At 43.9% G+C, this 21,616-nt stretch carries 15 protein-coding genes; 8 read left to right on the top strand and 7 right to left on the bottom strand.

All coding sequences use genetic code 11. The features are described 5' to 3' along the window. Nucleotides 1-78: 78 nt before the first annotated feature. The 3 genes from ACED48_RS00725 (at nt 79) to ACED48_RS00715 (ending at nt 2,433) form a co-directional block, all read left to right on the top strand. Complete coding sequence (locus tag ACED48_RS00725; protein ID WP_017057723.1) at nt 79-1,014, top strand: zinc transporter ZntB; 936 nt, start codon at nt 79-81, stop codon at nt 1,012-1,014. Then, on the top strand, nt 1,014-1,589 hold the full coding sequence (locus tag ACED48_RS00720; RefSeq protein WP_017057722.1) for a mechanosensitive ion channel family protein: 576 nt from the start codon (nt 1,014-1,016) through the stop codon (nt 1,587-1,589). Before ACED48_RS00725 ends, ACED48_RS00720 begins: the two co-directional genes overlap by 1 nt. 214 nt (nt 1,590-1,803) lie before the next feature. Continuing rightward, complete coding sequence (locus tag ACED48_RS00715) at nt 1,804-2,433, top strand: triacylglycerol lipase (RefSeq protein WP_017057721.1); 630 nt, start codon at nt 1,804-1,806, stop codon at nt 2,431-2,433. An 88-nt stretch (nt 2,434-2,521) separates the two neighbouring features. Here ACED48_RS00715 and ACED48_RS00710 read toward each other — a convergent pair whose 3' ends face one another. Further along, the gene (locus tag ACED48_RS00710; protein WP_029627169.1) at nt 2,522-3,496 is read right to left on the bottom strand and encodes an arginine deiminase-related protein; all 975 of its coding nucleotides are present in this window, start codon (nt 3,494-3,496) and stop codon (nt 2,522-2,524) included. Between the two features lie 480 nt (nt 3,497-3,976). On the opposite strand from ACED48_RS00710, the gene ACED48_RS00705 reads away from it, so the two are divergent. Both ACED48_RS00705 and ACED48_RS00700 read left to right on the top strand, forming a co-directional pair. Next, nucleotides 3,977-5,827 carry an ABC transporter ATP-binding protein gene (locus ACED48_RS00705; protein WP_017057719.1) on the top strand — a complete coding sequence of 617 codons (1,851 nt, stop codon included), beginning with the start codon at nt 3,977-3,979 and terminating at the stop codon, nt 5,825-5,827. Between the two features lie 288 nt (nt 5,828-6,115). Further along, nucleotides 6,116-6,820 carry a DUF445 domain-containing protein gene (locus tag ACED48_RS00700; protein WP_017057718.1) on the top strand — a complete coding sequence of 235 codons (705 nt, stop codon included), beginning with the start codon at nt 6,116-6,118 and terminating at the stop codon, nt 6,818-6,820. 125 nt (nt 6,821-6,945) lie between these two features. Here ACED48_RS00700 and ACED48_RS00695 read toward each other — a convergent pair whose 3' ends face one another. The 5 genes from ACED48_RS00695 to ACED48_RS00675 form a co-directional block, all read right to left on the bottom strand. Further along, nucleotides 6,946-7,434: an Lrp/AsnC family transcriptional regulator gene (locus ACED48_RS00695; protein ID WP_017057717.1), complete on the bottom strand. Its 489-nt coding sequence runs from the start codon at nt 7,432-7,434 to the stop codon at nt 6,946-6,948. Nucleotides 7,435-8,634: 1,200 nt separating this feature from the next. Further along, a complete protein-coding gene (gene putP, locus ACED48_RS00690; RefSeq protein WP_017057716.1) occupies nt 8,635-10,161 on the bottom strand; it encodes a sodium/proline symporter PutP in 1,527 nt (508 codons plus the stop codon). A gap of 100 nt (nt 10,162-10,261) precedes the next feature. Then, entirely contained in the window at nt 10,262-10,966 is a 705-nt protein-coding gene (locus ACED48_RS00685; RefSeq protein ID WP_017057715.1) for a 1-pyrroline-5-carboxylate dehydrogenase, read from the bottom strand. Nucleotides 10,967-10,977: 11 nt separating this feature from the next. Further along, complete coding sequence (gene putA, locus ACED48_RS00680; protein ID WP_017057714.1) at nt 10,978-14,115, bottom strand: bifunctional proline dehydrogenase/L-glutamate gamma-semialdehyde dehydrogenase PutA; 3,138 nt, start codon at nt 14,113-14,115, stop codon at nt 10,978-10,980. A gap of 181 nt (nt 14,116-14,296) precedes the next feature. Next, complete coding sequence (locus ACED48_RS00675) at nt 14,297-15,121, bottom strand: AraC family transcriptional regulator (RefSeq protein WP_017057713.1); 825 nt, start codon at nt 15,119-15,121, stop codon at nt 14,297-14,299. A gap of 481 nt (nt 15,122-15,602) precedes the next feature. On the opposite strand from ACED48_RS00675, the gene ACED48_RS00670 reads away from it, so the two are divergent. Then, the gene (locus ACED48_RS00670; RefSeq protein WP_017057712.1) at nt 15,603-16,706 is read left to right on the top strand and encodes a PEGA domain-containing protein; all 1,104 of its coding nucleotides are present in this window, start codon (nt 15,603-15,605) and stop codon (nt 16,704-16,706) included. A gap of 190 nt (nt 16,707-16,896) precedes the next feature. Then, complete coding sequence (locus ACED48_RS00665) at nt 16,897-18,723, top strand: SUMF1/EgtB/PvdO family nonheme iron enzyme (protein WP_017057711.1); 1,827 nt, start codon at nt 16,897-16,899, stop codon at nt 18,721-18,723. Nucleotides 18,724-18,845: 122 nt separating this feature from the next. Here the strand turns inward: ACED48_RS00665 and pdxH are convergent, their stop codons facing one another. Beyond that, nucleotides 18,846-19,481 (bottom strand): pyridoxamine 5'-phosphate oxidase, encoded by a 636-nt coding sequence (gene pdxH / locus ACED48_RS00660; RefSeq protein WP_017057710.1) that lies wholly within the window; start codon nt 19,479-19,481, stop codon nt 18,846-18,848. Nucleotides 19,482-19,647: 166 nt separating this feature from the next. On the opposite strand from pdxH, the gene ACED48_RS00655 reads away from it, so the two are divergent. Further along, nucleotides 19,648-21,579 (top strand): ATP-binding protein, encoded by a 1,932-nt coding sequence (locus ACED48_RS00655; RefSeq protein ID WP_029627164.1) that lies wholly within the window; start codon nt 19,648-19,650, stop codon nt 21,577-21,579. Nucleotides 21,580-21,616 lie beyond the last annotated feature (37 nt).

The raw sequence follows: 21,616 nt of genomic DNA, 5'->3' as shown, positions 1-21,616 counted from the left end.
CTCATTAAACCGTGCTCAGTATGGCGCCTTAAATGGCACCGTCATTTCGATATACCTCATATCATTAAGGATCGACGAATGGACGCTTTCATAATTTCAAGCTGGCAATTTTCAGAGGGGGTGGCACATGAACACAACACCACCCCAGAACCATTCGAACAAGCGACTTGGTATCACTGCCAAAGAGATGCTGAAGGGTTACGAGAATGGCTTCAAAATAATACAGTTTCGAACGCTATTGTGGATTCTCTGCTCGCAGATGACACTCGTCCTCGATTTGAACAGTTTGGCCATGATTGCTTTCTAATTATCCTACGAGGCATTAACCTAAACGAAGGTGCTAATCCCGATGATATGCTGAGCCTGCGCATCTTATGGTACAAAGGCACCTTAATATCAACACGCAAAGTCCCTTCGAAAGCAGTCAGCAATTTACTCTCCGACCTTGAACAAAACCAAGGCCCAACATCATTGCCAGATGTTTTGCTTGGAATGATACGTGGAATAAACCACTACATTTCGAACTTCTTAACTCCTGTAGAACAACTGATTGACGATCTGGAGTCTGACTCCCATATCGATATAAAATCCATCAACGCTTTGCATTCAAGGCTACTCAAATTAAGACGTTATTTGAAACCACAGAAATACGTCTTCGAAGATTTAATGAATGAACTACCGACTCCTCTCAACAAACACAACAGTCATATAAAAAACAGTCTCGACACCATGCTGAGAATTAATGAATCGATTGAGTTTTACATCGATCAGATTAATGTATTTTTTGCTAGCCGAAGTCAGCATCAAGCTGAAAAAATGAATAGAAATACATACCTATTTTCGATCATTGCAGGTATTTTCCTACCAGCTGGTTTCTTCACCGGTTTACTCGGAGTCAATATTGCCGGTATTCCAGGAACAGAGAACCCAGTGGCATTCCCACTGTTTTGTGTTGGGCTGCTCATGATCGTGGCGATAGAAGTCGTTATTTTGAGAAAATTAAGGTTTATTTAATGGTTGAGTATTTACAATCAAATATGTGGTTTAAACAAGCAGGTTTAGGCTTGCTTCTTATCGTTTTGTATTGGGTGATAAAACGCTTAGGTCAGAATTGGATCGAAGCACTAGCAAAAAATAAGCGTGTCGCATTGAAGCGTAAACAGTCCGTGCTTAAATGTTTCAATATCACTCTGTTTCTACTCTTCACCGCTATTTTTACTATTATCCTAAACTTAGGTTTTGGCGACATCTCCCTGTTTTTATCCTCCATATTTGCGGTGCTCGGTGTCGCGTTGTTTGCACAGTGGTCAATTTTAAGTAACCTCACAGCCAGCGTACTGATATTCTTTGTGTTCCCGTATCGTATTGGTGACAAAGTAAAAGTCGCAGAGAAAGACGAAGACATCAGCGGCGTGATCATCGATATCACCATGTTCCACGTGATTCTCCGACACAGTTCGGGCAACATCATCACTTACCCTAACAACCTGATTCTACAAAAAGGCGTGATCAAGGTTTTAGTCGAACCGGAACTTAAAGATGAAACTATCCACACTACTCTTGTGAAAACTGAAGACACACAAAAGTAAAGTTCCCTCTTGTGGAGCATCATCTATAGGCTCAGAAAGAGGGCTAAAATAGTTATCCCTCTTTCAATTAAAAATCATTCACTTTCTGCTAACTATACCATTAAAAAGAACTCACGCTTTATGACCGTCAATTGTCTCTCATTCACAATAAGTTTTATTGAGTTTAAATTGGTGACTCAATATACTGGAAGGCATCATCAGACGGAGGACAAAAATGAATAATAAAAACAAACATATAGTTTTAATTCATGGCCTGTATATGCCTGCGTTGATCATGCAGTATCTGGATAAGAGTTTTAAAAAGCGTGGCTTTATAACGCACAAGTTTGCCTACAACTCTTTACGTTTTCCTTCTGCCGCTAAGCGCCTCAATCGCTTTGTAGACGCTCGTTTTGATGAACACGATGAAGTTTACTTTTTTGGTCACTCACTTGGTGGGTTACTCATTCGCCACTACTTTAAATTCTATCAACCCAAGTTCTCTGACACCTGCATCATCACTGCGGGCACCCCGCACAATGGAGCAACCATCGCTAAGACACTGTCGAATCATGGGCTTGGATTTATCTTTGGTTCGAGTGAAATAATCTTAAGTGATGGTTTGGGTGATTACGATATCGAAGTACCGATTGGTGTTATCACTGGCACCTACGATACCGGAGTCGGACGTATTGTATTAGGCAGAAACCCAGGTGACGGTACGGTCACACTTGAAGACGCGAACCTAAGAGGCGCTACTGACACCTGTGCCCTCAAGCTCAATCACACTGCACTTGTGTATTCCAAGGAAGTGGTCACGCTATCTGCTCAGTTTATCGAGCACAGAGCTTTCACGAGCACCTAATGAACACTTGTCTTCAAGGCTAAAGACAAAAATACCACTCTACGAATAGAATGGTATTAACCGGTTATTATCAAAGACCGATGGCGTGTTACAAGCGATTAATTCGCGTTGGTAAGAACACCTCACCCAACATACAACGAACTGAACCACCACCGATGTCTTCGATGGTTTTTACGTTAAATGGCAACAGCTTTCCATGCGTTGCAAGCTGAGTTAATTGCGCTGGAGAAAAAGCATCATATGCCGATTGAGACATTGCGATTACCTTATCGCCATTCACTGTCTCCAACTGCAGGATGTTGCCACAGAACCGATTCATCTGATCTATGGAAATAGAGATAACCTGTTTATCTTTAGCAAGTGACTTCACAACAAAGCGACGCTCAAATTCAGGAATCACTTCATCGCAAATCACGCAGAAATTATCACCAATCGCCATCATCACATTAGTGTGATAAATCGGCTGACCAGACGGTAGTGCCGTTTGAAATGAGACCACGCGAGAGTAACCAATACGCTTAGCGTAATCTTCTAACACTTCACGGTCGCAACGCTGAGAAAGCGCAGCGTAGATCGTCTTATTAATATGATCGATAACCATAACGCCAGTACTCTCTAGATAAGAGCCCTGTGCAACATAAGACTCTAGCGACTCATTATGATTAACAATACGACCTGAGGCTTCTAGCGCTTCAATTAAGGCGTGTGGCTTTACTTCATGCTGACGGTTTTCACACGCCATAGGGAAAGTGAACAAACTACCATCGCCACAAGTGCTAAACCAATTATTAGGAAAAACAGCATCAGGTGTTTCTACTCCTAACTCGGGGTAATCAAACTCTACAACTTGCACACCTTCTTTACGCAACGAGGCCACCATCTCCTTAAACTCAGCCATCGTCTCTAGCTTAATCTCAGATTCGGTCAAGTTAACTCTGTGCTGGAACTCATTATCACGTGCAGTTTCTTCGTTAAATCGAAATTCTTTTGGCGGAACCATAACAACGCAATTGGCGTTTTGAACATTAGTAATACGCAGTGATTTCTTGTGTAGGTTTAACATATCAACCATCCCTATCTTTTATTTACTCAGAAGTGTAAACAACTTGTTACAACAAGATTCACTGAAAATAATAATGATTTGAATATTTATCCCACACAATAACTGCATAAGTTTAATTATTCCGTTATTTTTACTGCGATATAACATCACATCAGAAAGAACCAACTGCGTGCATATCAATTAAGGAACTTGTTGAATAAATATTCTGACTTCACTTTCTAGCTAACCACGAGTTTTGATTACAATTTAATCCATTTAACGTTAGGATTATCACCGTTGCATAACAATCAATTACGTTTGAAATAAGCTTAATTTTTTCCTGTCTAATTCAATCTAAAATAGACGTATTTAAAAACACTCTTTACGTTTTCTTCAAACAACCCCCCTCGAACGACGTAACGCTAATGCTTATAGAACTCAAATCGTACTTATAAAAACATAACTGCACATCGTGATGCAGTGGCTTACAAAAGGAAATTTATGTACAAGAAATTTGAAGGCTTTACCGAAGCCTTTCCAAAGGGAGAGCCAATACAACCTCCCACTGGAATACTAGCATTCTGTCGCCATTACACTCGGGGCTTTGAAAAGCCGTTGATAATACTCGGGTTGATGACAATGACCATCGCGATCATCGAAGTTGCGCTGTTCGGTTACATGGGGCAACTGGTTGACTGGCTATCAACAAGTAACCCAGACACTTTCTTAGCAGACAACGAGTCGACATTGATGGGGCTCGGTATTCTGCTGTTGGTTGTGATGCCAATCTTGATAAGTGTTTACTCGCTATTGCTTCACCAAACTTTACTGGGCAACTACCCAATGTCGATTCGTTGGTTAGCGCACCGCTACCTTTTGAAGCAAAGCCTGTCCTTTTATCAAGATGATTTCGCCGGACGTGTCGCGACCAAAGTGATGCAAACCTCGCTTGCAGTGCGTGAAACCGTGACCAAGATGGTCGATGTGTTTGTTTACGTAACAGTTTACTTCACGGCGATGCTGTTCATGCTTGCTGAATCAGATTGGCGCTTAATGGCACCGATGTTGATTTGGTTATTTATTTACGTCGGCATTCAACTGCATTTCGTGCCAAAGCTTAAAGACGTATCTTCAGAACAAGCCGATGCTCGATCGCTGATGACGGGCCGTATTGTCGATAGCTACACCAATATCGCAACCGTCAAACTGTTCTCACACAGCAAAAGAGAAACCGAATACGCAGAAGAAGGCATGGAGAGCTTCTTAGACACCGTACATCGACAGATGCGCTTGGTAACAGGTTTCAACATATTGGTTGAGTTTGCTAACTACTTACTGGTGTTCAGCATTGCGGGGATCTCTATCTACTTGTGGCTAGATAACGCGATCACCGTAGGTGCCATTGCGATTGCAGTCAGCTTAGCTTTGCGTATTAACGGCATGTCGAAATGGATCATGTGGGAAATCGGTGGCCTGTTTGAAAACCTAGGAACCGTGATTGATGGCATTAAAACGCTCTCCAAATCCATCGCTATCGAAGACAAAGAAGATGCGAAACCTCTCATAGTCACACAAGGTGGCATTCACTTCGACAATGTGAGCTTTAACTACGGTGAAAATAAAGGTGTTATTAATCGTCTGAACCTTAATATCAAACCAGGCGAAAAAGTAGGTTTAGTTGGCCGTTCTGGCGCGGGTAAGTCGACCTTAGTTAATTTGCTATTGCGCTTCCATGATGTAGAAAGCGGCCGCATTCTGATTGATGACCAAGAGATATCAGCGGTCACTCAAGACTCTCTACGTAGCAACATTGGTATGGTGACTCAAGATACTTCACTGCTTCACCGCTCAATCAAAGACAACATTCTTTACGGTCGCCCGGAAGCATCGGATGAAGAAGTGTATGCCGCAACCGAGCAAGCGCACGCACATGAGTTCATCGAAACGCTAACCGACCCATTTGGTAATGTTGGTTACGATGCACAGGTGGGTGAGCGTGGTGTTAAGCTTTCTGGTGGTCAACGTCAACGTGTCGCTATCTCTCGCGTACTGCTGAAGAATGCTCCACTGCTTGTTCTCGATGAAGCAACTTCAGCACTCGATTCAGAAGTCGAAGCAGCCATTCAGGAAAGTTTGATTGAACTAATGGAAGGCAAGACAGTGATTGCGATTGCACACCGTTTGTCGACCATCGCTGCGATGGATCGCCTAATCGTACTCGATGAAGGCAAGATCGTTGAAGAAGGCACTCACCAAGAGCTCATTCTGCACAATGGTATCTATGCACAGTTGTGGAGCCACCAGACAGGAGGCTTCATTGCCGATGAGCTTGACCAAACATCAAACGCTTAATTCATGTGCTATTTTAAATTATGCGGCGTGTTTCACATCAATTTGTTAATTAACGAGTGAATTACACATAGCAGAATGTTATTTCGTAACTATATAATGAGATTAACATCAAAGGCGCTTCGCTTGCGCGTTCTGGAATAAGGCTAGACTTCGGGGGAAGGCTAGCCTTTTTTATATTAGTCATTCGGCACTCTGTATTTCCCTTTCCATCACTAGATTGATCCTTTGGGTTTTTTTCTTGGCGTTTTTTTCTTAAAATGCGCGCAATACTCATTCTAGAGATCAACCATGAATAAAAGTGTCTTAACTAACGTGCTTGCGTTAGCACTGCTTGCTGGCGGCTATGCGACAGCAAACCAATACTTGCTTTATGCTGGCCTATTTGCATTTTCAGGCGCCATCACCAACTGGCTTGCGATCCATATGTTGTTCGAAAAAGTACCCGGCCTATATGGCTCAGGCGTCATTCCTGCACGTTTTGAAGAGTTCAAAGCAGCCATTAAGCAACTAATGATGGAACAGTTCTTTACTGAAAGTAACATCGACCGCTTCCTTAGCAGTGAGATGACTGGCAAATCGCTCAATCTAGAGCCAGTGATTAAGAAGATCGACTTTAATCCTGCGTTCGATTCACTGGTTCATGTAATCGAGAACTCACAGTTTGGTGGCATGTTGGCAATGGTTGGCGGCACAGAAGCACTACAACCGATGAAAGCGCCATTTGTGGAGAAGATGCAAGAATCTGTGATTGAAATCAGCAAGAGTGATTCCGTAAAAAATGCCATTAAAGATGAACTTGAGTCACCTGCAATGATGGATGAAATCAAAGAGAACATTGAAGCGATAATCGATCAGCGTTTGAATGAACTAACACCAAAACTCGTTAAAGAGATGGTTCAAACCATGATCAAGAAACACCTTGGCTGGCTAGTCGTTTGGGGTGGTGTGTTCGGCGGTATAATCGGTTTAATTTCTGCGGCGATTACCCTTTAGTCTGCTCGTTCTCAGTTTATCTGGTTGCTTTTTTCTGGCACCCAACAAAAAATGGAAGCTCATCAGCTTCCATTTTTATATCCAATCAACACCCACTTTAGCTATGAAGCCGCGAAGACGTCGCTCTACTTCAAGGTTGCCAACAACTCAGGGTTTACACCAAAACCCTTTTTATGCTCTTCAATCACGACTTCACTACGCGTCTGAATAACGCCTGGCAAGGTGCCTAGTTTGGTTGCCATAAAGGCTTGATATGCCTTCATATCTTTAACTCGAACCTTGATCATGGTGTCAAAGTCACCAGACAATGAATAGCACTCTTCCACCTCAGGCATCAACTCAACCGCTTGAGCAAATTTATCAAAAATCGAAAAACTGGTTTGATCGAGACGGATATGGATAAAGACTTGCACATCAAGCCCTAACTTTTCTGAGCACAATTCAGCGTGATAACCCGTTATGTAACGCTCTTTTTCCAGTCGTTTCAGTCTATCAGAGCAAGGAGAAGTTGTTAGGTTTACCTGTTTCGCTAATTCAACAACTGGCAGGCGCCCTTTTATATGCAGAATTCTTAGTATCTCTTTATCGATACGATCAAGTTGATGCTGAGACATAACATTCCTTAAACATTCTAAATTCGGCTCAGTATATTCCATACTAAGAGCAATCGGGCAAAACCCTGCTCACACATTTAAAAACTAAATACATCAACAACATTCAAGGAAAATGTAAATACCCGAAAAATGATAGTAGCCCCTGTCAATCTTAAGTTATTAACAAACTATTGTAGCCATGACCCGATTAACACATAAATTGAGCCAGAAAAGAAAGAAGGGAAATACCAAAGTGAATAATAGAATGAGCAAAGGTCAGGGATAATTCTATGATTAAAACACAAAAAATCGCGTACCAACCGTACTGTGTTAGCTGAAGGGCAGAATCAAAGCATGTTACTCAAGCACTAATAAATCGAGCACTCAAATTGTGGATGGAAAGTGAAAAATGATGACAATAGCATTGAAGCAGAACTTGAATTCAAAACGACATCGAAAAAAAAACCTCCTTAGCGGAGGTTTTTCTCTAGGTTAGTAAACACTTACTATACGTTAGCGAGACCAACTCGGGGAACTGTGCTTCCAGTTTCACTGCGGCAATTGCACGTGCGACAGAAGTGCTGAGTTTCCATATTATAGTGAAGGTTGCCACTAAATAGTTTTGACGTCCATTGCATCATACGACCGGAAACGGTCTCAGGCTCTGATTCACAACGTTTCATTACCGACTTATGTGGTGTTGTTTTTTTACATCCTTTGCAATAGAGATCAGGCATACCTTTGTCCTATAGGTCTTTAGTAGTTACTGACAATTGACACATCATGTCCAATTAGGTTCCACAATTCACGGAGCTAATTACAAAAGTGGGCGCCAAGTTCAAAAAACAATCATTTTTCTATTATATTTTTGACATCAAACGTCACTAATATCAGTCCCCCGCATTTGAGTATCGTCAGTTTACATTGTAAAATCCTCAAATAACTGTCCCGAACAACAGTATGCATCAAACATACAATGGCGACATATCTCATTCCCCCACGCGCTGAATGCTCTCACCACGTTCTTATCACGCTAAGCTCGATGAAAGGTATTATCTCCATCTAATATTGACCAGTAAGAACTCAAGGCATTAGAAAATAGACAAAAAAATAGAGCCACCGAAGTGACTCTATTCTAGGGTTTACATTGTAAACTCTTGTCATCATTGAGCTAGTGAGCATCCAGCCCTATGACTTAGCTGAAAACCTCAGTCCAGACGATTAGTCTAGTTCAACAAGGTTTTTCTCGAACTCAGCGTGTTGCTTCTTAACTTGGTCTTCTGGCTCGCCAGTGATTAGACTCACGATAACGATAGAGATAGTCGATAGGATGATACCCGGTACGATTTCGTAAACATCGAACCAACCGCCCGTGAACTGTTTCCAAAGAACAATCGTTACACCACCAACCACGATACCCGCTAGAGCGCCGTTGCGGTTCATACGAGACCAATACAGGCTCAATACGATAGCAGGACCGAATGCAGCACCAAAACCAGCCCATGCGTAAGACACAAGGCCAAGTACTGAACTGTCTGGTGTCATTGCTAGAGCAAGTGCAATAAGAGAGATTAGGATTACCGCGAAGCGACCTACACGAACGATCTCTTCAGACGTCGCATCTTTCTTAAGTACTTGCTTGTACAGATCTTCTGCCATTGCAGATGAAGAAACAAGAAGTTGCGAATCCGCAGTACTCATGATTGCCGCTAGGATTGCCGCCAGTAGGATACCTGCGATTACTGGGTGGAACATCGCGTTCACAAGAAGCATGAAGATCTTCTCGCCATCCTCTAGCTTAGGCGCGCCAGAGTTAGTCACGTAAACTAAACCAACAAGACCAACCAACATTGCACCAATCATAGACAGTGCAGTCCATACCACAGCGATACGACGCGCTGTTGTTAGGTCTTTATTGCTACGCGTTGCTTTGAAACGAGCAAGGATGTGTGGCTGACCAAAGTAACCTAGACCCCATGCAGCTAGCGAGATGATCGCGATAGCAGAAAGAGGCTCACCTTTCGCATCATTCCATAGCGTGAGTAGCTCTGGGTTGATGTTATGAAGGTCAGTAGATAGCTGACCAAGGCCACCGTTCATAGCTGCGATTGGTACAATCAATAGCGCAGCAGACATCAACAGACCTTGAACCAAGTCAGTCCAAGATACCGCAAGGAAACCACCAAACAGGGTATACGAAACCACACATACCGTGCCGATAATAACCGCTGTTGTATAATCTAGGCCGAATACCGTTTCAAACAATTTACCACCCGCTACTAGTCCTGAACTTGTGTAGAAAAGGAAGAATAAAAGGATAAAGAAAGCAGAGATCGTTTGAATCAACTTCGAATTATCATTGAAACGACGAGATAGGAACTCAGGCAACGTCAGTGATTCTGTTGTAATACTGTAAGTACGTAGACGTTTAGCACTGATTAACCAGTTCGCCCAAGTACCAACAAGTAGTCCACCAGCAAGCCAGAATGCTTCAAAGCCAGCAGCGTAAGCGTAACCTGGTAGGCCAAGTAGCAACCAACCACTCATGTCTGATGCACCAGCAGAAAGTGCAGCAGGCCATGGGCCTAACGAACGACCACCTAGGAAGTAGTCAGTTGAGTTAGATGTACGTTTGTAAGCAATAACACCGATTGCTAGCATCATAATTAGATACGCAATAAACGTCGTCGTTATTGCAAAGCTGTTTTCTATCATTTGATAGTCCTCATTTTGTAGAATGCCTTCCATGCCTGACTATATGGATTAATCTCGCCATGAGAGAAAAGGTTAATCATTTAGTTAGGAGATATAGGGCTTTGAGGAACCTCAAAGCCCGTTTTACTGAAGGTTAGTGAGCTTCGCTTCCCAGTTCGAGCAAGGTCGCGTTACCACCCACGGCTGTTATATTTATAGTTCGCGTACGCTCAGTAATAAAACGCAGCGATAAGTGTGGATCGTTAGCAACATTCATTGCCGTAAGATCCGTTTCAGCTACTAAACCAACGATTGCACCGTCACGCTTAGCAAGCTGTAAATTGATAGCTTGTGCAGATTTTGAGTTACCTACATAACCTACGCTTCGTACATCGCAAGACAGCAGCTGTTGTGCAGCGTCATACGAGGCAACTTGCACCAAGTTAGTTGGCAGATTCGCTTGTGTCGCCGCATCGGCAATTAAGGTGTTGAACTGCACGTCATCACTGCACAACTGAACGCTGTTCCCAGCCAATAGTGCCGCAATAATCATTGCCATTGCGGTTTGCAGTGCTGGCACTTTCTCTTCGCAATCATCAACAATCACCAAAGCCACACCACGACCTGCAGCATACAACTCGTTGGTTTCGCCCGTAGGACCTGGCATAAGGTGGTGTTCTGCAAGTAATGCTGACGCTTGCTCTAGATGATAAGTCGCTACTGCTGCCAAAGGTGCAGATTGGCTTTCGATCTCTGATTTAAATGAAAGTACCTGAGCACTCTTATAATCAAAGTCAGTAAGATTCCATTGTTCCCACGCTAGCAAAGCATCAGAAAAACCTGTCACTTGATGAACCATGATACTGCTCCTTATGCCTTGTCTTGTGATTGAGAAAAATGAACATCGGTAAAGCGATACAGGTAGTGAGGACCACCCGCTTTAGGGCCAGTACCCGACAAACCTTGACCACCAAATGGTTGAACACCAACAACAGCGCCCACTTGGTCACGGTTGATGTAGCAGTTCCCCACACGAACGTGTTTTTCGATCCAACGGTAAGTAGTCTCGTTACGGCTGTGGATCCCCATAGTTAGGCCAAAACCTGTTTGATTAATTTGATCTACAACTTGCGCTAACTCACTCGCTTTGAAGCGAACGATATGCAGCACAGGACCAAATTGCTCTTCTTTTAAGCAGCTGATGTCATCAATTTCAAATGCACTTGGTGGAACAAAATCACCATGTTCACAATCCGTACCTAGAGAAAGTTGAGCCACCTTCTTCTGGGTATTGGTCATGTTTTCTAAGTGCGCCAACAACTTCTGCTTCGCATTTTGGTCGATAACAGGACCAACATCCGTTTTATGAAGATGTGGGATGCCAACACTAAGCTCGTCCATCGCGCCATGAATCAATGCAATCACGCGGTCTGCAATGTCCTCTTGGATGTAAAGCACACGCAGTGCAGAACAACGTTGACCTGCCGAAGCAAATGCAGAACGAATCACATCACGAACCACCTGTTCAGGCAGTGCGGTACTGTCGACGATCATCGCGTTCTGGCCACCGGTTTCCGCGATAAACGGAACAGGCTTAGCGTTACGGCTTGCCAAAGACACGTTGATTCGTTGTGCCGTTGGTGTTGAACCGGTAAAGGCAACACCCGCAATCGCATCATGACTAGTTAGCGCACTGCCGATCTCAGCACCACGACCTGGAAGTAACTGAATGGTGCCAGCAGGGAAACCCGCTTCATTCATCAGTTCAACGGCGCGAGCTGCAATCAAACTTGTTTGCTCAGCAGGTTTCGCCACAACCGTGTTACCCGCGACTAGTGCCGCTGTAATTTGGCCTAGGAAGATAGCGAGAGGGAAGTTCCAAGGGCTGATACAAACGAACACACCGCGACCTTGTCGTGAAGCGATTCGTGTTTGGCCATCAAAACCTTTTAGTTCGAAACCTTGTAGGTTGTTTGCTTGTTTTGCGTAGTAACGACAGAAGTCGACCGCTTCACGTACTTCATCAACGCTATCGTGAATCGTCTTACCCGCTTCTTGATGACAAATCGCCACTAGCTCAGCAAGGTTGTCTTCCATCAGGTCAGCCAACTTCTCAAGCGCAGCCGCTTTGGTTTCAACCGATGTTGCGTTCCAATCAGCGAATGCCGCATCTGCGCCAGTGATCGCTGCGGAAACATGATCAAGGTTAGCGAAAGCCACCTGACCCACATTAATACGACGATCGTAAGGTGCGGTTACTTGCTCAACGTTCTGATCAGCCTTGATCATGCTTTCAGCAAGAGATTCACCGTTGATCACAGGGCCTGCAGTCCATTGATTGTTAAGGTAAGACTTAACCTGCTCTTCAAACTGGTGAGCTTCACTTTCGATATCAATGTTCACACCGTAAGAGTTCTTACGCTCAGGGAATACCGCTGGAGGCAGAGGAATCTTAGTGTTGTTTAGCGTATCAAATGCCAGAAGCATATCGACAGGGTGTTGTGTCAACTCAGCAACTGGGCAGCGAGCATCAACCAAACGGTGTACAAACGAGCTGTTTGCGCCGTTTTCTAGCAAGCGACGTACTAGGTATGGCAGAAGGTCTTTATGGCTGCCAACCGGTGCGTAGATACGTACTGACTGTTGGTAAGCTTCCATCGCATGATTGTAAAGAGAATCACCCATGCCGTGTAAGCGTTGGAATTCAAAATCTTTGTGCTCAGTCATCACTGCGATAGCAGAAACCGTATGAGCATTGTGGCTCGCAAACTGCGGGAAGATATTGCCACGAACACTTGGGCTCAATAGGTAACGCGCACATGCAAGGTAAGCTACGTCTGTCGCTTCTTTGCGTGTATAAACTGGGTAATCAGTGAAACCAGCCTGTTGTGACCATTTGATCTCGCTGTCCCAGTAAGCGCCTTTCACCAAGCGAAGCGGGATTAAATCACCCTGCTCTTTCGCCAAGCGATTTAGCCATACTAAAACAGGCAGTGCACGCTTTGAGTAGGCTTGAATAACCAGACCAAATTTACCCCAACCTTTTACAAGGTCAGTGCGGTACAGTTTTTCGAATAATTTAAGAGAAAGCTCTAGGCGATCCGCTTCTTCAGCATCAATCGTAATCGCAACATCAAGCTCTACGGCGCGGCGCAATAGCTGCTCTAGCGTGTCGCAAAGTTCAGTCAATACGCGATCTTCGTTCGCCACTTCATAACGTGGGTGAAGCGCAGAAAGCTTGATAGAAACCGATGGAGCAGGACTCGATTTTGAAGATACGTAGGTATCTCGACCCACGGCTTCAATCGCCATGAGGTAATCTTTGAAGTATTTGTTTGCGTCTGCCGTAGTCAGCGCTGCTTCACCTAGCATGTCGTATGAGTAGGTAAAACCTTTGTCACGCATAGATTTACCGTTCTTTTGCGCTTCAGCAATGCTGCGGCCAAGAACGAATTGGTGACCCATCACCTTCATCGCTTGGTGCATCGCTTTACGAATTACCGGCTCAGAAAGCTTGTTGACTAAACGGTTAACGGCTTGACCCGCACTCTGCTCATTAGATGAAAGTCCAACCACCTTGCCTGTTAGCATTAGGCCCCAAGTTGATGCGTTAACAAAAACCGAGTCAGAATTCTTCAGGTGAGATTTCCAATCCGCAACACTGAGTTTGTCACGAATCAGCGCATCAGCCGTTGCTGAGTCAGGAATACGCATCAAAGCTTCCGCCAGACACATCAGCAAGATGCCTTCTTGAGTATCTAAGCTGTATTCAAGCAACAAGGCATCGATCATCTGGATAGAAGTCTTATCCGCGCGGATAGATTCGATCAATGATGTCGTTTTGTCTGCGATTTGCTTCTTTTCAGACTCAGAAGGGGTAGCTAGTGGCAGGAGCTGCTCTAGCCATTGGGTTTCATCCACCATATACAATGGTGAGATAAGCGACCATAGATCATCAAGCGATTGCTCATTGAATTCTGGTTTTAACACATCAGTAGCTGTAAACATGCGTTTTCCTTAATCTCACACCCGAAAAGAGTTCGGGCTCTCTACAATGGCAGCAGTGTATTTTGAGTATATAAGGATTACTTGTCAAAAACTCCGGGGTTTTTGCCAAAAGCTCGCTTTATTAACAAAACAAACACAACGTCACATATGAAACTTTAATATAACCTGGTATTTCATTCCATTATTTAACAGAAATTTGCTTTTTGTATTGAGATGGTGACATGCCTTGAAGGCGCGAAAAGGTGTGAGTAAAAGAGGATTGACCGGAGAAACCAGCAAGTTCTGCTACCTGACCAAGGCTAAGATTACCTTGTTCGATTAAGCGGCGGGCGCGATCGATGCGTTTACCCAAAACATACTGATGTGGAGTAATACCCATTTGAGCTTTAAATAGCATGTGGAACTGACTTTCACCTAAGAACACACTACCCGCAAGTTGCGCGACCGAGATCTTGTTCACTAGGTGCTGCTCGATGTACCGATCCAATGCATCAAGATCAAAACGCGAGTCTTTTATTAAGGTTTCAAATGCTGAAATATGTCTTTGCATCAACGCTATCACCGTATCATTACACGCACGACTCAACAGGAGATCATCAGGGCTCGCCTGCATCTCTTGCACTAGCATATGAATAAGCTTTTGAATTTGCGCGTCTAATTGGAAGTAGACATTCGATGATGCTAACTGGTTAATCTTCTCTAGCATCAGAGGGTCATCATCGGTTGGCATTGGCATATTAAGCACTAGAATATCCGATTGACCGACCACTCCCCCGAAAGCATGATCAGAGCTAGCCGTCACCACACAACCTTGCCCAGGCCCGACAAGATTACCTTTCCCGTTGATCTCAAACTCAGCCCGTCCTTTTAAACCAATGACTACCTGCGAATAATGGTGATCGTGGCAATCCATGTGAGATGGCAAAGTAATGATCTCAGCCGGACGAGGCACAGTAAGGCCTATCGGAGACAAATCTAGGTTTGGCAAAGGTAAAGGTTTTGGCATGGCATCAAAATACTGAAGTCGACATATTAATAATACTACTCTGAAATCTACTTAAGATGAATTTGTAAATGATCATGAGAGTCATTTCTTCACACTTTACGAAAAGATCACGACCGTGATCGTTGTGATCATGCCTCCGGAAAGATGATCATGAGTGTATAAACTACGGCCATTGTAGAACCAATCGTTCCGGTAATTTTAGGGGCTTAAAAGCACTCACACAGACCGTCACAGTGATTCATAGATGAGAACGTAACAACAGCACAATCACGTCAGAATTTTCTTATAGAGCTCAAATAATTAACCTTTAACCCGTAAAAAGTGTATCCGAAGTACCGAAACTTGGCTTTTGAGTAGATTGGATGGCAATAAAACGGTATAAAGACGGGTACTGTGTTAATTGATAATAACTAGTGACTCACAACTAGAAAGTTGACACTTTATTAACGAGCCAATTTCAATCTATAAGTTGCAGGGACCTATGACTAACTTTCGAATTTCAGCGCTTTTACTTGCGCTATCCCCTCTTTGGGTATCTGCATCGTTATCCGCTGAAGAACTGAATCAAGTCGATCCCGTTTCAGCTATCGATGCAAAGCTAACAGAGAAAAACTCAGATATTGAGCGTATTTCAGCAACCAAAGTATCGGCGACTGAAAACTTAAAACAACTACAGAACCAAAACAGCAAGTTGTTACGCGAAGGTGAAGAACTAAAGGCAAAACGCAACAGAGCTAAGTCTGTGCTAGACAAACAGTACAGCCGCTTACTTGAAGATCCAGAAACAGATTTGGTTTCTTTTCAGAAAAGCTACCAAGATGCTTGGGCAGCCGTGAAAGAAAACCAATCGTCTCAGCTAGATAACCAACAAGCGATGAACGAGAGCGAGATTCACCTTTCTCAAATCAAGCAAAAACAAGCTCGTCTAAATAATGAGTTGGCTAACTTGAGAGAGTCCAAAGTTGCAGCTCGAGTTAAACGTATCGCCACAGAACTTCGTGAAAGTGCTGTTCTTGAAACCAGCTACACCACCACATGTTCATCAACAATGACACTGGGTGAGTGTACAGCTCAAGGCAAGCACTTAACAAACCAAAAAGCAGTACAGACGTTTAAGTCTCAATTACTTGATCAGCTCACAGAAAGTGCACTCGCGAAACAAAATTTACAAGGTGTTCAACTGAATATCCATGTTCAAGATAGCCAAGCGATCAAGAGCGGCTTCTCTGGTAATAATTCTTACTTCATGCAGATGCAGGCTCAACTTCAAGCTAAACCTGAAGCGGTTGCAGCGTGTAACTTATTGAATGTCTCAACACGCTACTGTTTAACAGGCAGTGACGCAGCTGTGGTTAAAAAAAGTGACAAACAGTGGGCTAATGTGACAGTGCGCTCTGATCAATACAATGACTCAGTCACCATCAACGGCATTAAGTACGGCAGCACACCTATTGAGGTTGCTCTACCAAGCGGTCGTCACCAAGTAACTATTTCAAAAGAAGGTTATGAGTCTTACAACCGCACTGTAACCATCAGCGGCAGCGATACTATTTGGGTTAAACTCCTTCCTAGCAAGGAAAGTTAAACCCTCTCTATAGTGAGAGAGAGCTCAGCCGACATAAAAAGCTAAGCTCGATATAAATAGCCGTGCCTATTTCACAAAGCTGAATGATGACTCGCCATTTTGTTGATAGTTATAGAAAGTAGCTACAGACGAAATGGCGTGTTAGTTTAGATTATTCGATTAACCTAACTTACGATTGAAGTAGCCCAACATGCGCCAAGGTTTCCCCACTCTACTATTTGCACTTGCTCCCTGCTTAATGACGCCTGCTGTTTTTGCTGAGACGCCACCAGTGATCGCAGCATCTGTCACCGATATTGAAAGCTTACTTTTCGAAAAACATGCCGATTTAACGTCCATTGAAAAGAAGATGTCTGAGAAACAAAATCTAGCCGACAATCAGGCACAGCAAGCCGCGCGTCTCGCTAAGTTATCAGCTCAAACAGAGCAGGCATTCGCAAAAGCAAAAACTGACCTAGAGCAAGATTACTCGCGCATGATTGATGAGCCAGATTTCGATATTTCGCCAGCTCAAAACCGATTCCAAGACGCTTGGAAGACCGTAAAAGAAAGCAAGCTTGCTATTTCAGACGCAGAACAGAAACAGCAAGGCTTAGCTATGGAGCTAGAAGCTATTCAAGCAGAGAAAACGGCTGTAGAGGCTTCAATCGCAAATCTAGATCAAGACAAGTTAAGAGCAAGAGCTGAGCGACTAAGAAACGAGATAACTCAAGCCGAAGAACAAACGGTCAGCTTTACTAACCGTTGTAGCCATGACATGACATTGGCGCAATGTTCAGAGCAAACCGTGACCTTAGCGCTTCAAAAAGCGGTGAAACAATTTCAGAAAAGCCTTGTGGACAACGCGACTGAATCAAAAGCGGTGAGAGAACATCTCGCATCTGCTTCACTAAACATTCACGTTCTGCAGCACAAAGTAAAATCCTCTGGCTTCTCTGAAAATAATCGTTACCGAGCGGTTATTGCTGCAAACCTAGAAACGCGTCCAGACAAAAATACACCTTGCCGCCTACTTGATATTCAATCGTCCAACTGTTTCACGCAAAGTGAGCAACAAACCAACGATCAACAAAAAGAAGTCGCTTGGGTCAACTTAGTGGTTCGCTCAAATAAGTACAACGACAAAGTTTCTATCAACGGCGTGAACTATGGCAGTACTCCGGTTGAAGTGATGTTACCAACGGGCCCACACATAGTCACGATAGTGAAAGAAGGATACCTTCCTTTCAATCAAGAATTGAAGATAACCCGCGATCACAACCTAAGAGCGGTATTACAAGCCAAACGGAACTCATTGAACGTTGGCACTAAGTTTGCCGACCCAATGGGGAGCAACATTCAGAGCCCAGAAATGATTGTTGTCGGCTCTGGTCGTTACCTGTTGGGCGAACACAACGCCAAGCAAGTCACAATCAAACAACCATTTGCTTTAGCAGCAACGCCAACCCGTGTTCAAGATTTTAAAGCGTTCGTTGAAAGCACTGGCTACCAGACTGACGCAGAGCTGATGAATACTTGTGATAAGTTCGTCAATGCCGAGATCACGACGGTTTCTGACAACGACTGGCAGAGCCCTGGCTTTATGCAAGCAAATAACTCTCCTGTCGTTTGTGTGAGCCAAAACGATGCCAAGGCTTACACTCGTTGGCTATCTGACAACACAGGTTTCACCTACCGCTTACCAACGCCACAAGAATGGGAAGCTGCTGCAAGAGCAGGTCAGAATACCAACTTCTGGTGGGGCAATGAATTTCGTTCAGGTAAAGCCAATACCGGCTGGGCTGGTACTCCTTGGTCAAACGTCAGTACATCCCCGGTTAAATCATTCTTACCAACACCAACGGGCTTCTACGACATGGTGGGGAACGTATGGGAATGGACAGCCACTCAGAAAGGCTTAGCGAAAGGTGGCGCATGGAGCTTCTCTCCAGAAGAGGCGAAAGTGTATAACGAACTGAACGTTGCACCTTCAACCGCAGCCAACTATCTAGGATTCAGAGTATTACGAGAGCTGTAAACTCTCAGGGTTTACTTTAAGTAGCCAAATAGTGTCTCTATATCGAAAAAATACCGTTGATGTGAGTAAACACAAAATCAACGGTATTTTTATTTCGATGAAGCAAACTAAGGTTAATGAGACTAAGGCGCTAGGCGATCAATGTCCCAGCGGTTGTCTTGACGTGAGAACAAGAAGCGGTCATGCAGACGGTGTTCGCCACCTTGCCAAAACTCGATGCTATTAACGCGCACTCGAAATCCCCCCCAGAAAGAAGGGACTGGGATCTCTCCTTTCGCAAACTTCTGTTTTAGCTCTAGATACTTACCCTCTAGAATCCCACGAGCAGAAATACGACTACTTTGTTTACTGGCAATAGCGGCTAACTGGCTCTCTTTCGGACGAGACGAAAAGTACTTCATATTTTCCATCGCCGTCAACTTTTCCGCCGTGCCGGTAATGTGAACCTGTCGTTCTAACGGGTGCCAAGGGAAATGCAGGCTGATCTTGCTGTTGTGCTCAAGTTGGTGCGCCTTACGACTACCTAAGTTGGTATAAAAAACGAAGCCATCTTTATCCACATTCTTCAGCAAAACAATTCGTTGGAATGGCTGACCATTTTCATCTACCGTAGCAACTGTCATGGCAGTAGGGTCAGTCAACTTAGCTTCAATGGCTTGCTCTAGCCATAGATTGAACTGCTCAATCGGGTCTGCGGCCAAGTCTTTACGTCTCAAACCACCCTTAGCGTATTCGCGACGAATGTCTGTCAGTTCCATTTGATTGCTCCTTTTAATTTTTTGTGATTTTGCGCCGTAATGCTTTGAAACACAAGTCTCAGCCTTGGTTTTGTCTCAAAGAAGGTTCGCTGTGTTAACGAGATCTCGGTACTCTAGACACGATATTGATAATATTTATATAAACCGATTATAAGCTGAGATCCTAGTGACTAAGATACTGTCTAACCTGATGACCCCTTTTGTTTTACTCTCATTGTTATTGGGAACAGCAGGACTCACCGCCACTCACTTTTTAGCAGTGCAATTTCAAGAAAAAGCCGTTACACAGCAACTTAACGAAGCTGCCAATAAAGCCAATCTGCAAATCGATTCTGAGTTGGATAAGTTCAAACAAATCCCAGATTTACTCAGTCACGATCCACGCCTACTTTCTTATTTTGACCAGTCACCACAGTCAGATAAAATGACCACAACACAACTCAATAAACTGTTGTTTGAGTGGTCGAGTCAAAGCCAGGCCGATACCATCTATATCCACAACCCAAGCGGCACAGTGGTCGCTTCAAGTAATTATCAAAAAGCGCAAACTTTTGTCGGTGAGAACTTCTCGTTTCGCCCCTACTTTGCCTCTGCGATTAAAGGCAACAATACGCAATATGTCGCGCTAGGTGCTCGCTCGAACGTGCGAGGTTATTTTTTATCTTCACCGCTGTATATCGCGAAGGAAGTTGTGGGGGTTATTACCGTAAAGGTGAGTTTAGAGAATCTCGAAAACATCCTAACCAGCGACGACTTTGAGATCATAGTACTCGACTCGAACCAAGTGGTTTTTCTTTCAAGCCAGATTCACTGGCTTTATCACTCATTACTGCCATTAAGTGAGCAGCAGCAACAAGATATCGCCCTTCAACGCCAATATGGTCAAAGCCAAATTTCGATTATCGAAGCTTTTCGCTCTTCAAGCGTTGCAAAAGAAATTAACGAAGCAAATCAGAGCAATGGTATTCCAGCAAGCCAAGTTCAAAGAAACCTCACAGCGAATCAATTATTTAAGCTTGGTAATTTCAACCTTTACCCCACAGAAATTAGCCACAATCAATACCAAGTAATTGCTTTAAAAGAGACCAATGCTGAAATCCTTAAAGTTCTACAGATAGACGTAATCTTTGTCGTCATTTACAGCTTGGTGGTGCTCATTGCTTGGTCGTGGCGTCAGACCTATGTAGCGAAAGTGGCGTTAACTCGGCTTAACCAAAACTTAGAGCAAGCCGTTGATAAACGCACCCAATATTTAAAACAATCTAACCAGCAGCTTCAGCAAACCATCTTTCAATATCAAGAGTCTCAGCTAAAGCTTAAACAAACAGAGCAAGAACTGACACAAACCGCCAAACTAGCCGTGCTTGGGGAGCTGTCAGCCAGCATTAATCACGAAATCAACCAACCACTTGCGGCCCTGAGAACCTATAGTGAGAACAGCGTAAAACTGCTTGAAATGGGACGTTCCGACTTAGTCAAAAGCAACCTAGATAAAATGATCGCTTTGAATGCATCTATTACAAAGATCATCACCCGCCTGAAAGTTTTCACCCGTAAGGTCACCAAACAACAGCACCACAAGGCAAATCTTCATCAAGCGATAAACAACGCCACCACTATTCTCAGTACATTGATGCTCAAGCACGGCATTACCCTTAGATTAAGTACAGTGCCAAATGACATTAATATTGCCATTCACCCTACAGAGCTTGAGCAAGTGTTGGTTAACCTCATTCACAACGCCATTCAAGCACTTCAACAGCAATGCCTTGAACAGGAAACCTTGAAAGAACAGCAAGCCCAGGGCCACCATTTGAATCAGCTGGCTAGCCCGCAGATTGGCGTTGAATGGCAACTGCAAAACGGTACATGCCGGCTGATCATTTGGGATAACGGGATTGGTATTTCTGATGATAAACTTGAGCAACTTTTTGATCCATTTTTCACCACCAAACCAGAAGGCTTAGGGTTGGGACTCTCAATATCGAAACGGATTATTGAAGCGTATCACGGCACGATTAAAGCAACACAGCGAGCGCCCTCAGGCATGCTATTCTCGCTAGATATTCCACTTTATAAAAAGAGGGCTAACGCCTAATTTTGACCGACTGTTAAGGACTCGGCTCTTGCACTCT

Origin of the sequence: Vibrio sp. 5S239, assembly GCF_041439575.1 — a bacterium.
Lineage (GTDB): Bacteria > Pseudomonadota > Gammaproteobacteria > Enterobacterales > Vibrionaceae > Vibrio > Vibrio kanaloae.
This window is presented reverse-complemented; position numbering and strand designations above follow the sequence as displayed.

What these genes read in the sequence shown, in the direction of transcription:
- ACED48_RS00705 (WP_017057719.1), top strand. Translation starts at nt 3,977, where the DNA reads ATGTACAAGAAATTTGAAGGCTTTACCGAAGCCTTTCCAAAGGGAGAG.
- ACED48_RS00720 (WP_017057722.1), top strand. Translation starts at nt 1,014, where the DNA reads ATGGTTGAGTATTTACAATCAAATATGTGGTTTAAACAAGCAGGTTTA.
- pdxH (WP_017057710.1), bottom strand. Translation starts at nt 19,481, where the DNA reads ATGGAACTGACAGACATTCGTCGCGAATACGCTAAGGGTGGTTTGAGA.
- ACED48_RS00710 (WP_029627169.1), bottom strand. Translation starts at nt 3,496, where the DNA reads ATGTTAAACCTACACAAGAAATCACTGCGTATTACTAATGTTCAAAAC.
- ACED48_RS00695 (WP_017057717.1), bottom strand. Translation starts at nt 7,434, where the DNA reads ATGTCTCAGCATCAACTTGATCGTATCGATAAAGAGATACTAAGAATT.
- ACED48_RS00715 (WP_017057721.1), top strand. Translation starts at nt 1,804, where the DNA reads ATGAATAATAAAAACAAACATATAGTTTTAATTCATGGCCTGTATATG.
- putA (WP_017057714.1), bottom strand. Translation starts at nt 14,115, where the DNA reads ATGTTTACAGCTACTGATGTGTTAAAACCAGAATTCAATGAGCAATCG.
- ACED48_RS00725 (WP_017057723.1), top strand. Translation starts at nt 79, where the DNA reads ATGGACGCTTTCATAATTTCAAGCTGGCAATTTTCAGAGGGGGTGGCA.
- ACED48_RS00700 (WP_017057718.1), top strand. Translation starts at nt 6,116, where the DNA reads ATGAATAAAAGTGTCTTAACTAACGTGCTTGCGTTAGCACTGCTTGCT.
- ACED48_RS00665 (WP_017057711.1), top strand. Translation starts at nt 16,897, where the DNA reads ATGCGCCAAGGTTTCCCCACTCTACTATTTGCACTTGCTCCCTGCTTA.
- ACED48_RS00675 (WP_017057713.1), bottom strand. Translation starts at nt 15,121, where the DNA reads ATGCCAAAACCTTTACCTTTGCCAAACCTAGATTTGTCTCCGATAGGC.
- ACED48_RS00685 (WP_017057715.1), bottom strand. Translation starts at nt 10,966, where the DNA reads ATGGTTCATCAAGTGACAGGTTTTTCTGATGCTTTGCTAGCGTGGGAA.
- putP (WP_017057716.1), bottom strand. Translation starts at nt 10,161, where the DNA reads ATGGAAGGCATTCTACAAAATGAGGACTATCAAATGATAGAAAACAGC.
- ACED48_RS00670 (WP_017057712.1), top strand. Translation starts at nt 15,603, where the DNA reads ATGACTAACTTTCGAATTTCAGCGCTTTTACTTGCGCTATCCCCTCTT.